General features: G+C 67.4%; 11 protein-coding genes. 2 read left to right on the forward strand and 9 right to left on the reverse strand.

Annotated features, from left to right (window positions below; genetic code table 11):
• Positions 1-17 precede the first annotated feature (17 nt).
• A complete protein-coding gene (locus QXK92_RS09995) occupies positions 18-1865 on the forward strand; it encodes a bifunctional diguanylate cyclase/phosphodiesterase (protein ID WP_306241488.1) in 1848 nt (615 codons plus the stop codon).
• Here QXK92_RS09995 and QXK92_RS10000 read toward each other — a convergent pair.
• The 7 genes from QXK92_RS10000 to QXK92_RS10030 all read right to left on the reverse strand — a co-directional run bounded on the left by QXK92_RS10000 (position 1862) and on the right by QXK92_RS10030 (position 10055).
• Positions 1862-4753 carry an RND family transporter gene (locus QXK92_RS10000; RefSeq protein ID WP_306241489.1) on the reverse strand — a complete coding sequence of 964 codons (2892 nt, stop codon included), beginning with the start codon at positions 4751-4753 and terminating at the stop codon, positions 1862-1864. The two genes, QXK92_RS09995 and QXK92_RS10000, sit on opposite strands and share 4 nt — an antisense overlap.
• A complete protein-coding gene (locus QXK92_RS10005) occupies positions 4750-5196 on the reverse strand; it encodes an MmpS family transport accessory protein (RefSeq protein WP_306241490.1) in 447 nt (148 codons plus the stop codon). Before QXK92_RS10005 ends, QXK92_RS10000 begins: the two co-directional genes overlap by 4 nt.
• 136 nt (positions 5197-5332) lie before the next feature.
• Positions 5333-5926: a TetR/AcrR family transcriptional regulator gene (locus QXK92_RS10010; RefSeq protein ID WP_306241491.1), complete on the reverse strand. Its 594-nt coding sequence runs from the start codon at positions 5924-5926 to the stop codon at positions 5333-5335.
• Between the two features lie 66 nt (positions 5927-5992).
• Entirely contained in the window at positions 5993-8083 is a 2091-nt protein-coding gene (gene ligA / locus QXK92_RS10015) for an NAD-dependent DNA ligase LigA (RefSeq protein ID WP_306241492.1), read from the reverse strand.
• A gap of 109 nt (positions 8084-8192) precedes the next feature.
• Positions 8193-8507, reverse strand: a complete 315-nt coding sequence (locus tag QXK92_RS10020; protein ID WP_306241493.1) for a helix-turn-helix transcriptional regulator — start codon at positions 8505-8507, stop codon at positions 8193-8195.
• Positions 8504-8971, reverse strand: coding sequence for an SRPBCC family protein (locus QXK92_RS10025; RefSeq protein WP_306241494.1), 468 nt, complete (start codon positions 8969-8971; stop codon positions 8504-8506). The genes QXK92_RS10020 and QXK92_RS10025 overlap by 4 nt, the downstream gene beginning before the upstream one ends.
• A gap of 70 nt (positions 8972-9041) precedes the next feature.
• Complete coding sequence (locus tag QXK92_RS10030) at positions 9042-10055, reverse strand: methionine synthase (protein ID WP_306241495.1); 1014 nt, start codon at positions 10053-10055, stop codon at positions 9042-9044.
• A gap of 93 nt (positions 10056-10148) precedes the next feature.
• Between QXK92_RS10030 and QXK92_RS10035 the strand changes: the two genes are divergently transcribed.
• A complete protein-coding gene (locus QXK92_RS10035) occupies positions 10149-10781 on the forward strand; it encodes a sensor domain-containing protein (protein ID WP_306241496.1) in 633 nt (210 codons plus the stop codon).
• On the opposite strand, the gene mnmA is transcribed toward QXK92_RS10035, so the two are convergent.
• Together mnmA and QXK92_RS10045 are read right to left on the reverse strand one after the other, a co-directional pair.
• Positions 10778-11857, reverse strand: coding sequence for a tRNA 2-thiouridine(34) synthase MnmA (gene mnmA / locus QXK92_RS10040; RefSeq protein ID WP_306241497.1), 1080 nt, complete (start codon positions 11855-11857; stop codon positions 10778-10780). The genes QXK92_RS10035 and mnmA overlap by 4 nt on opposite strands.
• The gene (locus tag QXK92_RS10045; protein WP_306241498.1) at positions 11854-13035 is read right to left on the reverse strand and encodes a cysteine desulfurase family protein; all 1182 of its coding nucleotides are present in this window, start codon (positions 13033-13035) and stop codon (positions 11854-11856) included. Before QXK92_RS10045 ends, mnmA begins: the two co-directional genes overlap by 4 nt.
• Between the last annotated feature and the right edge of the window lie 49 nt (positions 13036-13084).

Here is a 13084-nt window from a genome sequence, read left to right on the forward strand (position 1 = left end):
ATTTCGAGACTCACCACATGCAAAGCCACACTCCCGCAACCAGTTTGCCCGCCATCATCACCACGGTGGCCACCAAACTGCTGGGCGCCACCAGCAAAACCGCGGTGGCCAACAGCACCGAAGTGCTGGCTGAGCTCGTCCGCTACCTCGACGTCGACGTCAGCTTCCTGCGGCACAACGACCACACCATCGGTGCCACGGTGTTGGTGGCCGAATGGCCGCCGCGGCCGGAAGTTCCGGACCCCGACCCCCTGCACACCATTTATTTCGCCGACGCCGACCCGGTATTCGCGCTCGCCGAGAACGCCAAGGAACCGGTGATCTTGCGTCCGGCCTCCCAGGACGAGAAGTACCAGCAGACCATCTCCGAAGCGAGCGGCATTCCGGCCGTCTCGCTGGCCTCGATTCCGTTGCTGTCCGGCGACGTCACCACCGGAACGCTGGGTTTCGTCAAATACGGCGACCGCAGCTGGAGCGACGAGGAGATCAACGCGCTGACCGTGGTGGCCACCATGTTGGCCCAGGTGCAAGCCCGGATCAGCATCGAGGATCAGCTGAGCTATCAGGCCAGCCACGACGATCTGACCGCTTTGCCGAACCGGCGCGCCCTGATCCACCATCTCGATGAGCGCTTGACCACCGGCAGGCCCGGCCCGGTGACGGTGTTGATCTTCAACCTCGACCGGCTCAAGGCGATCAACGATTACCTTGGGCACGAGGCCGGCGATGCGTTCATTCGCGACTTCGCCACCGAGGCCCGCGCAGCGATGGAAGGGCGCGGTTTGATCGCCCGGATCGGTGGCGACGAGTTCGTCGTCGTGCCGGAGACGGCCACGGATCTGGCCGACGCGAAACGGCTGGCCGAACATCTCAGTTCGCGGCTGACCGATCACGTCACCATCGGCGGTGAGGTTCTCAACCGCACGGTGAGCATCGGTGTGGCGACCGGCACGCCGGGCAAAGACTCGAGCCTGGACCTGCTTCGGCACGCCGATGACGCGCTGCAGTGCACGAAAGGCACTGGGGCGCAACGCATCGGCATCATTTCCACCGACGTGATCAACCGGCGCAAGGTCCGCGCCGACATCGAGCTGCACCTACCGGGGGCGATCGAAACCGATGCGCTGACCGTCCTGTACCTGCCGGAGATCGACATGCTGACCGGCAAGATCCTGGCCGTCGAGGCGCTGGCCCGCTGGCAGCACCCGACCCGGGGACTGTTGTTGCCCGACGCGTTCATCCCGGTCGCCGAATCGCTGAATCTGGCCGGAGAATTAGGCAAGTGGGTGCTCAACGCGGCCTGCGCCGACCTGGCGCAGTGGCGCTCCGATGGCGTGGGTCTCGATATCATGTTGCGCGTCAACGTCTCTCCGGCTCAGCTGGTGGCTCAGGACCTGGTGAACACCGTCAGCAGGACCGTCGGCAAGTTCGGGCTCACGGGTAGCGCGATCGGGCTGGAGATCACCGAGAGCATGCTCATCAGAGACGTGGCGAGCACCCGGGCCACCCTGAGCGCACTGACCGACCTCGGGATCGACATCGCCATCGACGACTTCGGCACCGGGTTCAGCGGGATGGGCCTGCTGCGGACCTTGCCGGTGAGCACCCTGAAGATCGATCGCGGATTCGTCGAAGATCTCGATGTCAGCGCCGACGATCTGGCCATCGTCCGCGCCGTCATGGGACTGGCCGCGGCGCTCGATCTGAACGTTGTCGCCGAGGGCGTGGAGAGCGAAGGCGCGGCCCGGACGCTGCTGAAGGAGGGATGCGTGCGCGCCCAGGGCTTTCTGTTCTGCCGGCCGCTGTCCGCGTCGGCGACCAGGAAGCTGCTCGCCGACGGTGCCATCGACACCGGATTACATTAGCGCGCTTGGGGTTTCACCACGTCGTCGTCGTCCTCCCACAGCAGCAGCTGACGGACGGCAGACCGTGGGCCATAGGGGCGCAGCATCTGACTGGCCGGGCGCGGTCGTACCCGTTGCGGCCACCAGAACCAGCGCCCCAGCAGGGCCGCGATTGATGGCGTCATGAACGACCGCACGATCAAGGTATCGAACAGCAGGCCCAGCCCGATGGTCGTCCCGATCTGACCCAGCACTTGGAAACCACTGAACAGGAAGGCGCACATGGTGACCGCGAAAACGAGACCCGCCGAGGTGACCACGGAACCGGATCCGGCCATCGCCCGGATGATTCCCGTGTTGAGCCCGGCGCCGATCTCTTCGCGGAAGCGGGATATCAACAGCAGGTTGTAGTCCGAGCCGACGGCCAACAGCAGGATCACCGCCAGCGCGAGCACCACCCAGTAGAGCTTGATCCCGAACATGTACTGCCACACCAACACTGACAACCCGAACGACGCGCCGAGGGACAGCGCCACCGTGCCGACGATCACCAGCGCGGCGACCAGGCTGCGGGTCAGCGTCATCATGATCAACAGGATCAGGCTCAGTGCCGCGATTCCGGCGATCATCAGGTCGTACTTGGCACCGTCCTGGATGTCGGCGTAGGTGGCGGCGGTGCCGCCGAGGTAGAACTTCGCCTCGGCCATGGGCGTGCCCTTCACGGCTTCGTGCGCGGCTCTTCTGATCGGCTCGATGTGGGAGATGCCTTCCGGGGTGGCCGGATCGCCTTCGTGCGTGATGATCATCCGGGCGGCCTTGCCGTCGGGTGACAGGAACAACTTCAGCCCGCGCTTGAAGTCGGGGTTGTTGAAGACTTCCGGCGGCAGGTAGAAGGTGTCGTCGTTCTTGGCGGTGTCGAAGGCGCGGCCCAGGGCCGTCGAGTTCTCGATGGCCGCGGCGGTCTGTGCGTAGATCCCGGAAAGGGTGGCGTAATTCGCCATCGTCAGGTCGTGATTGGTTTCCTGACTGGCGATCTGCTGGGGTATGAGGGCCACCAGCTTCGGCTGCAGCGCGTCGAGCTTTTCGAGCGTGGCTGTCAGGTCTTCGAATCGTGACGTGAGTTGATCGATTCCATCCAACGCATCGAGCACCGACCTGATCGCAAAGCAGGCCGGGATATCGAAACAGTGCTTCTCCCAGTAGAAGTAGCTCCGGATGGGCCGGAAGAAGTCGTCGAAGTTGGCGATCTTGTCGCGCAGGTCGTTCATGATGGCGACGGTGTCCCGGAAGCTCTGGGCCTCGCTGTGGGTGGTCGTCGCAAGTTCCTGCTGCAGGGTGTACTGCTGGCGCAGGATGTCGATGCCCTTGGACAGCTCACCGGCCTGCCTGAGCAGGTCGTCCGCGCGGTCACGTTGATAACGCAGGTTTTCGGTCTGGTTGGCGCTCTGCGCGCTGATCTGGAACGCGAGCGAGGTGTGGTTGAGCGGAGTGCCCAGCGGCCTGGTGATCGACTGCACCTGCGCGATGCCGGGCAGATGGAACACCGCTTTGGCGACCCGGTCCAGGATCAGCATGTCGGCCGGGGTGCGCATGTCGTGGTCTGACTCGAGCATCAGGAGTTCGGGTTCCAGGCGCGCGCGGGAGAAGTGCCGCTCGGCGGCGGCGTATCCGACGTTGGCCGCCGCGCTTTCGGGCATGTAAGGACGGGTGTCGTAACTCGTCTTGTATCCGGGCAGGGTGAGCAGGCCGATGAAGGCCAGGGCGCACGCCACCGTCAGCACCGGGCCCGGCCAGCGGACGATCGCCGTGCCGATACGCCGCCAGCCGCGGGTCCGCATCGCGCGTTTGGGTTCGAAGATGCCGACCAGGGCACCCAGGGACACCACGGCCGGCGCCAGGGTGAGCGCGGCCACCAGCGCGACGAGGATGCCCAGTGCGGCCGGAATGCCAAGGCTCTGGAAGTACGGCAGCCGGGTAAAGCTCAGACAGGCCACCGCACCGGCAACGGTCAGGCCCGATCCCAGCACGATGTGGGCGGTGCCGCGAAACATGGTGTAGTACGCCGTATCTCGATCCTCGCCGGCACTGCGGGCTTCCTGGTAGCGGCCCACGACGAAGATCGCGTAGTCGGTACCGGCGGCGATCACCAGCAGAGTGAGCAAATTCGTCGCATAGGTCGACAACCCGATGATGCCCGCGTTGCCGAGGAAGGCGACGATGCCACGGGCGGCCGCCATCTCGATGAGGACGGTCACCAGAACCAGCAGCATGGTCAGGAAGGAGCGGTAGACGAAGAGCAGCATCAACGCGATCACGCCGACGGTGATGCCGGTGACCTTCGCCGTTCCCTTGCTGCCCACGTCGAACTGATCGGCGATCAGCGGAGCCGCACCGGTGACGTAGGCCTTGACGCCGGTCGGCGGCGGTGTGTGCTCGACGACTTCCCGGACCGCGCCCACGGATTCGTTGGCGAGCGCGGACCCCTGATTGCCCGCGAGGTTGAGCTGCACGTAGGCGGCCTTGCCGTCGGTGCTCTGCGATCCGGCGGCGGTCAGGGTGTCACCCCAGAAGTCCTGGACGTGCTCGACGTGCTTGCGGTCGGCTTCGAGCCGGTGGATCAAGGTGTCGTAATAGCGATGTGCGTCGGCACCGAGGGGCTGATCGCCTTCCAGAACCACCATGGCCGTGCTGTCGGTGTCGAACTCGTGAAACTTCTGACCGATGCGCTTGGTCGCCTGCAACGACGGAGCGTCGGCCATGATCAGCGCGACGTTGTGGGTCTTGCCGACCTCTTCCAACTGCGGCACCAGGGCGTTGGAGACTCCCGCCAGCAGCACCCAGAAGATCAGAATCGGCACCGAGAGCCGGCGGATGGTGTGCGGGATTCGCGGCAGTTGTTCGTTGCTCATCCGGACTTGTCCAAACAGAAGGTGTAGGCGTAGGGCGTGTTGACCGTTCGTTCGTCTTTCACGTCGCCGTTGACGGTGATCCGGCACCCGATCGTGTCACCGCTGCCCTGTGCCACAACGTTTCCCAGGACCGCGGGCTCGGTGGTGGTGATGGTGAACGACCACGGCAGCGCGGCATCGACGACCTGCTGCGGCTGCGCGTTGACGTCGAGGTAGTTGATGGTGGCCGTCGCGCCCGGCACGCCGAAGACCTCCAGGACGACATGCTTGGGGTTGAACGGGACGATCTCGTTCGAGACGCCCTGGCCCCTCGACGCATTCTTCCCGGAGTCGAACAGGCCGTGCAGGCGGTAGATGGCAAATCCCGCGGTCACTGCGACCACCAGCGCGACCAGCACCATCCACCCCCTCCTGACCAAGGAGATTCGCGAACTACCCTGCACCCGTTGACCTTTCGATGATCGGGCGATTCCACCGCGACACCGGCGCGCTCCTTGGATATGACAGTACGGTACTGGACCGTACTGCACAAGAGACGCGAGCGTGCACTTTCAAGCCCGGCCGCAACGGCGGGCGCAGTCAGCCGGAGCGGGTCAGGCCCGGCAGGAGGAAGCCGTCCACCAGCGCCCGTACCGTGCGGCTGTCCGGGGGCCGGCCCGGAATGATGGAGCGGTAGATCAGGTACCCCGGCAGCACGTCCCACAACTCGTCGGCGATCGCGTCCTCGCTGATCTCGCCCCGGTCCACGGCCTGCCGTAACACGTGCCGGATCAATGCTTTTCGCTGATCGAGAAACTGCAGTTGCATGGCTTCACCGAGGGCGGGGTGGCGCGACACCTCCACGAGCACGGCCCGGATGGTGCTGGCCTGCTCGGCGGCATGCTCGCAGATGGTCTCCCCGATCTTGACGAGATCGCCGCGCAGCGAGCCGGTATTGGGCACCACCGCGACCTGGCACACCCCCTCGATGAAGGCGGCCAGCACCAGTTCGGCCTTCGACGGCCATCGGCGGTAGACGGTGGCCTTGCTGGCCCGGGCGGTGGTGGCCACGGCGTCCACCGTCAGCCCGTCATACCCGTGTTCGGCCAGCAGATCCAGCGTCACCGCCAGCAACTCGGACTCGCGCGGCGACCATGGCGAGGTATCCGCGGGAGGTTCGGCCGTGTGGACCATAGCGCCCACGATAGGACGCAGGCATTAGTACGGTCCAGTACCGTACCGACTCGCGGCCCGGCCGTGTCACTCCGCGGCAGGTTCGGCTTCCGGCGGCCCCTCGGCAAGGAGCGTCCGGAACCCGTCCTCGTCGAGGATCGGCACACCGAGTTCGACCGCTTTGTCGTACTTCGAGCCGGGCGAATCCCCGACCACGACGAAAGACGTCTTCTTCGACACCGACCCCGCCGCCTTGCCGCCGCGGCTGACGATGGCCTCTTTGGCGTCGTCACGGGAGAAGCCGGTGAGCGAGCCGGTCACCACGATGCTCAGCCCGGCCAGGGTGCGGGGCACGCTGTCGTTGCGCTCGTCGGCCATCCGCACACCGGCGGCGCGCCACTTCTCGACGATGTCGCGGTGCCAGTCGACGGTGAACCAGTCGGTGACCGCGGCCGCGATCGTGGCGCCCACCCCTTCCACGGCAGCCAGCTGCTCGGTCGTCGCCTCGGCGATCGCATCGAGAGTGCCGAAGGCGGCTGCCAGCGCGCGCGCCGCCGTCGGCCCCACATGACGAATCGACAACGCCACCAGGACACGCCACAGCGGCGCAGACTTGGCATTGTCCAGATTGGCCAGCAGGCGCCTGCCGTTGGCGGACAGGCAGCCGGCCTTGGTCCGGAACAACTCCGTGCCCAGCAGCTTGTCCTCGGTGAGGCTGAACAGGTCGCCTTCGTCGGCGATTGCCCCGGCCTGCAACAGCGCGGCCCCGGCCTCGTAGCCGAGCACCTCGATGTCCAGGGCGTTGCGGCTGGCCACATGGAAAACCCGCTCACGCAGCTGCGCCGGGCAGCCCCGGGAGTTGGGGCAGCGGATGTCGGCGTCGCCCTCTTTCTCCGGCGCGAGAGGCGTGCCGCACTCGGGACATGTTGTGGGCATGACGAATTCGTGTTCGGAGCCGTCGCGCAGATCGACGACGGGGCCCAGCACCTCGGGAATGACGTCGCCGGCCTTGCGGATCACCACCGTGTCGCCGATCAGCACACCTTTGCGCTTGACCTCCGAGGCGTTGTGCAGCGTGGCCTGCGCCACGGTCGAGCCGGCCACCTTGACCGGCGTCATGAACGCGAACGGAGTGACCCGCCCGGTGCGCCCGACGTTGACCCGGATGTCGAGCAGCTTGGTCTGGGCCTCCTCCGGCGGGTACTTGTAGGCGATCGCCCAGCGCGGGGCACGCGAGGTGGAACCCAGCCGGCGCTGCAGCGCGAACTCGTCGACCTTGACCACCACGCCATCGATCTCGTGGTCCACCTCGTGGCGGTGCTCACCCCAGTAGTCGATGCGTTCCTGCACCGAGGCCAGTCCGTTGACGACGGTGGTGTGGGTGGAGACCGGCAGCCCCCACTCCTGCAGCGCGAGGTAGGCCGCGTGCTGGCTGGCCGGCCGAAAACCTTCGGTGTGCCCCAGCCCGTGGCAGATCATCCGCAGCTTGCGGCGGGCGGTCACGGCGGGATCCTTCTGGCGCAGCGAGCCCGCGGCGCTGTTGCGGGGATTGGCGAACGGCGCCTTGCCCTCCTCCACCAGGCTCGCGTTGAGGGCGGCGAAATCGTCCACCCGGAAGAAGACCTCGCCGCGCACCTCGAGAACCGCGGGCACCGGGTACTCCTCGCTGGCGGACAATCGCAGCGGCACGTCGTCGATGGTGCGCGCGTTGAGTGTGACGTCTTCACCGGTGCGACCGTCGCCCCGGGTCGCCGCGCGGGTCAGTCGCCCGTCCCGGTACACCAACGACAGCGCGACGCCGTCGATCTTGAGTTCGCACAGGTAATGCGCCTCAATACTCGAGTCGCCGATCTCGGCTTCAACCCTGGCCGCCCAGGCGTTCAACTCGTCGGCGCTGAACGCGTTGTCCAGGCTCAGCATCCGCTCGAGATGCTCGGCGGCCTCGAACTCCGTCGCGAATCCGGCGCCGCCGACCAGCTGGGTGGGTGAGTCGGGTGTGCGCAGCTCCGGATACTCGGCCTCCAGCGCCTCCAGCTTGCGCAGCAGGCGGTCGAATTCGGCATCGGTGATGATCGGCGCATCGCGCACGTAGTAGCGGAACTGGTGCTCGCGTACCTCCTCGGCCAGGTCCTGCCACTCGTGCAGGACTTCCGGGCGTAGCCCCTCGGGAGACGTCACCTTGGCAGGCTATCGAAGGGGGCCGACGAGGCCTCGCCGAGATTGCCGCAGCGGTCGTGACCACCCGCCGGAACACAGCCGCCACGGCCATCTCGTCCAAACCCGGGTCTCACTCCTCCACGAACGCGCGCAGCCGATCCACCGCAGCGTCCCAGCGGCGGGACAACTGAGCGAGGTAGTCGCCGGCTTGGGCCAGCGGTTCGGCCTGCACCATCCACAGCCGTTCCCGGCCGCGCCGGCTGCTGGTCACCAGCCCCGCGGACTCCAGCAGCAGCAGGTGCTTGGTGGCCGCTTGCCGGGTCACCGGAATGACCTGTGTGACTTGGGTTGTCGAACTCGGACCCGCCTCGCACAGAAGCACCACGATGCGCAGGCGATTGGCATCGCCGAGAGCGTCGAACACGCGGGCGCCGACCGTCTTCACAGGAGTTCCAGATAGCGGCGCACCAGGTCGGTCTGAATGGCCCAGCCCTCGGCGTTCGCCTCGAAGGAACTACCGCGGCGGGGTTCGGGTATCGCGTCGAAGCCCGATTCGACGATGGTGAGCAGCACCCCGTCGAAGACCTCGTCGAGCGTGAACTCCACCAGCGTGGTGGCATTTGCATTTCCCGGGTCGATCGGCCAGCGGTAGGCGAAGCGTCGCGGCGGTTCCACCGCGACGATCTGCCAGCGACTGGTCACACCGACATGGGGTTGCTGACGCTTGGCGACCTCGGCGTCGACCTCGGTGGGGGTGATGGTCGCGGTGACGGTCTTCCCTTCGGCGAAGGGCCCGTCGAAGCGGACGCCGAACCAGCGTCCGAACTGCTCCGCGTCGCTGATCGCCGCCCACACGCGCTGCAGCGGAGCCCGCAACAGCACCTGCTTCTCGATCCGGTCGGTATTCATGCGCAACCTCCTGGTTGCTTATTACGACAGCACAGCGAGCACAGAACCGCAACCAAAAGGTTGCGAATCCTCAGATCGCGTCGGGGTCCGCAGCGAATGCATCCGCGGCGTCGCGGGCCAGACTGACCGCGGTGCGCGCCCACTGCGGGGTCGCGACGGCCAAGCCGCATGCCGGGGTGACACCGACGCGGCCCCGCAGGGGCGAACGCCCGAATCCGAGACGGTCGGTTACCGCGACGACTCTGGTGGCCACCTCTTCGACCGACGGCCGACGGTCGGGGGCACTGCTGTCGACCACGCCCAGCACGAGGGTGCGCCCCGACTCCACAAATGCCGCGACAGCGTCCAAGTCGGCGGCCCGCAGCGTGTTCACATCGACCGAAACCGCCGCAATTCCGCTGCGTGCCAACAACTCCCAGGGAACATCGGGAGCGCAGCTGTGCACCGCGACGTCCACTCCCACCACCTCGACACACATCGCCAGCAAGGCCTCGGCGACCGCCTCGTCGAGCGCGGGCACCGGACTCAGGGCGGTGACCCCGGTCAGTCGGCCGCCGAGGGCGGCCGGCAGCGTCGGCTCGTCGAACTGCACCACAACCGGCGTATCCAGACGGCGGGACAGCGCGGCGCGGTGGGCGGCGACGCCTTCGGCCAGCGAGGCGGTCAGGTCGCGCAGTGCGCCCGCATCGGTGATCGCGCGGTGGCCGTTGCCCAACTCCAGCCCCGCCGCCAGGGTGACCGGCCCGGGCGCCTGCACCTTGACCACCCGGTCGCCGCCGCGCAGGCCCGCGGTCTCCCACGCCTCCTCGAGCGCGTCCATGTCCTCGTCGAGCATGCTGGTGGCCCGGCGCGTCACGACCCCGGGACGAGAGACCAGGCGGTAGCCGCGCGGGACAGTGTCCAGGGCCACGTCGACCAGCAGTGCCGCGGCGCGCCCGAGCATGTCGGCACCCACTCCCCTGGCCGGTAACTCCACGAGATGGGCCAACGCGCCGGCCAACTCGCCGACGACGACTTCGGCGGCCTGGCGCGCCGAGGTGCCGGGCCACGATCCGACGCCGCTGCCCTGTGCGAAAACACTCACCCGGCAACCGTATTCGACATCACAACGGGAGCCACCGGCCAGGGGTGTTTAGCGCTGCCGGACCCGGGTAAGTTCGAGCCGGAAGGGCGGCTCATGGCGAGAAAAACACGGTTGCTCCTGTCGTGTTGCGCGATGCTGCTGGCAACGGCGTGCACTCGCGTGGTCGACGGCGAAGCGTTGCCGGCCTTCGGCGCCCTACCACTGGACGTGCTCGACGTCAGCACGGTGCTGCTGGACCAGTCGAGGATGCGCTCGATCACCGGTTCCGGCGAGCATCTGACGATCATTCCCTCGATGGACGGCCGGTACCCCGTCGACATCGAAGACCTCGCCGCGACCGCCCCGGCGGAATGCCGGTTCGTGTTCGCCGAGACGGCGACGTTCGGCCCCGAGGTGAAGTCGTTCCACAAGACGACGTTTCAGGACCCACCCGGTGGCCGGCTGATTTCCGAGGGCGCCGCGAGCTACCACGACGCCGACATCGCGCGGCGCGCGTTCGAGGGGCTGGTGTCAACGGTGAAGGACTGTGCGGACAGTTCGATGGGCTGGCTGTTCGTCAACTCGTGGGAGACCGGCCCTGACTCGCTGCGCATGCGACCGGGTTCGTGTGGCCGCGATTACCGGGTGCTCTCGGTGGCTCTGCTGGAAGTCACCTTCTGCGGCTTCCCCGAATCGGTGTCGGAGATCGTGATGACGAACATCGCCAAAAATGTGCCGGGAGGCTAGGCCCGCCCGGTGCCGGCGATGGTAGCGCTGCCGATCACCTCGTCACCGTCGGGATCGGGGCGGTACAGCACGAGCGTCTGACCACGGGCCACCCCGCGAAGCGGTGCCCGCAACTGCACGACCAGCTCGCCGTCAACCAATTCGGCTACGCCGTCTGCGATTTCGCCGTGTGCGCGCACCTGCACCGCGCATTCGATCGGACCGGAGGGCGCGGTTCCCGCGGTGAAGACCGGCGCGCGTCCGCGAAGCGTGTGAACGTCGAGTTCGGCCGCACTCCCGACATGAACGGTGGCGGTGTCGGCGTCGATCGCCGTCACATACCGTGGCAGACCGTCCGCCCCCGGACCGGCGATGCCCAGGCCCTTGCGCTGACCGATGGTGAAGCCGTGCACACCGTCATGTTCGGCGAGTACGGCACCGTCCTTGTCGACGACCGCCCCGCGACGGACGCCGATGCGCGCGCCGAGGAACGCCTGGGTGTTGCCGGACGGGATGAAGCAGATGTCATGACTGTCCGGCTTGTCCGCGACCGCCAGGCCACGGCGGGCCGCCTCGGCGCGGATCTGCGGCTTGGGGGTGTCGCCGATCGGGAAGGCGGCGTGGCGCAACTGCTCGGCGGTGAGCACGGCCAGCACGTAGGACTGGTCCTTGTCCCGGTCGACGGCGCGCCGCAACCGTCCCCCGGACAGTCGCGCGTAGTGCCCGGTGACCACCTGGTCGAAACCGAGCGCCAGCGCGCGCGCCGACAATGCGGAGAACTTGATCTGCTGATTGCAGCGCACACAGGGATTTGGCGTCTCGCCGCGCGCATAGGACGACACGAAATCGTCGATCACGTCCGCTTGGAACTTTTCCGCGAAATCCCATACATAGAACGGTATTCCGAGGACATCGGCCACCCGCCGGGCGTCGGACGCGTCCTCCTTGGAGCAGCAGCCACGCGATCCGGTGCGCAGGGTGCCCGGAGCGGTCGACAGCGCCAGATGCACTCCCACCACGTCGTGCCCCGCGTCCACCATGCGGGCCGCGGCCACCGACGAATCCACCCCACCGCTCATCGCGGCGAGAACCTTCACTGGGCCAACCCCGCGGCGGCCAGGGCAGCCCGCCGGGCGCGCGCCACCGCACCGGGAAGCACCTCTAACGCCGCGTCCACGTCGGAGTCGACGCTGTTGTGTCCGAACGAGAGCCGCAACGATCCGCGGGCGCTGGCCGGATCGGCGCCCATCGCGATCAGCACGTGCGACGGTTGCGCCACCCCGGCGGTGCAGGCCGATCCGGTCGAACACTCGATTCCGTTGGCGTCCAGCAGCATCAACAACGCATCGCCTTCACAGCCGCGGAAGGTGAAGTGGGCGTTGCCCGGAAGCCGCAGCGGGTCGCGGGCCCCGTTGACCCGGACGTCGTCGATCTGGGCGAGCACGCCGTCGACCAACCGGTCCCGCAGTTGCCGCAGCCGCGCGCTGTTGGCCTCCAGGCCGTCCACCGCGATGCCGGCTGCGGTGGCCATGCCCACCGCGCCGGCGACATCGGGTGTCCCGGAACGGATATCGCGCTCCTGACCGCCGCCGTGCAGCAGCGGCACACACGCGACATTGCGGCGCACTACCAGTGCGCCCACCCCGGGCGGGCCACCGAACTTGTGCCCGGCCACACTCATGGCCGAGAGCCCGCTGGCACCGAAGTCGACCGGCAGCTGCCCGACCGCCTGCACGGCGTCGCAGTGCATCGGAACGCCGAACTCGGCTGCGACGGAGGCTAATTCAGCGATCGGCATGATGGTGCCGACCTCGTTGTTGGCCCACATCACCGATACGAGCGCGACGTCGTCACCGCCGTCGAGCGCCTCCCGCAGCGCGGCAGCCGACACCGAGCCGTCGGAGTCGGTGGGCATCCAGGTGACTTCGGCGCCTTCGTGCTCGACGAGCCAGTTGACGCTGTCCAGCACCGCGTGGTGTTCCACTTCGCTGGTGACGATGCGCCGGCGGTTCTCGTTCTCGTCGCGGCGGGCCCAGTACAGGCCCTTGACGGCCAGGTTGTCGCTCTCGGTGCCGCCCGCGGTGAAGATGACCTCCGAGGGGCGCGCGCCGAGCTTGTCGGCGATGAGCTCCCGGGACTCCTCGATTCGCCGGCGCGCCGTGCGACCGGTGGTGTGCAGTGACGACGCATTGCCCACGGTGCCGAGCACAGCGGTCATCGCCTCGATGGCAGCGGGGTGCATCGGGGTGGTGGCGGCGTGATCGAGGTAGACCATGACCCGCCCCACGATACCGGCCCGTCCTGCGACGATTGGTGCCCGTCCT

Source organism: Mycobacterium sp. TY815, assembly GCF_030755135.1.
Taxonomy (GTDB): Bacteria; Actinomycetota; Actinomycetes; order Mycobacteriales; family Mycobacteriaceae; genus Mycobacterium.

Excerpts from the sequence above, each read along its gene's own strand:
- QXK92_RS10025 (WP_306241494.1), bottom strand. The coding sequence starts at position 8,971 with ATGAATACCGACCGGATCGAGAAGCAGGTGCTGTTGCGGGCTCCGCTG.
- QXK92_RS09995 (WP_306241488.1), top strand. The coding sequence starts at position 18 with ATGCAAAGCCACACTCCCGCAACCAGTTTGCCCGCCATCATCACCACG.
- QXK92_RS10010 (WP_306241491.1), bottom strand. The coding sequence starts at position 5,926 with ATGGTCCACACGGCCGAACCTCCCGCGGATACCTCGCCATGGTCGCCG.
- QXK92_RS10000 (WP_306241489.1), bottom strand. The coding sequence starts at position 4,753 with ATGAGCAACGAACAACTGCCGCGAATCCCGCACACCATCCGCCGGCTC.
- QXK92_RS10045 (WP_306241498.1), bottom strand. The coding sequence starts at position 13,035 with ATGGTCTACCTCGATCACGCCGCCACCACCCCGATGCACCCCGCTGCC.
- QXK92_RS10035 (WP_306241496.1), top strand. The coding sequence starts at position 10,149 with ATGGCGAGAAAAACACGGTTGCTCCTGTCGTGTTGCGCGATGCTGCTG.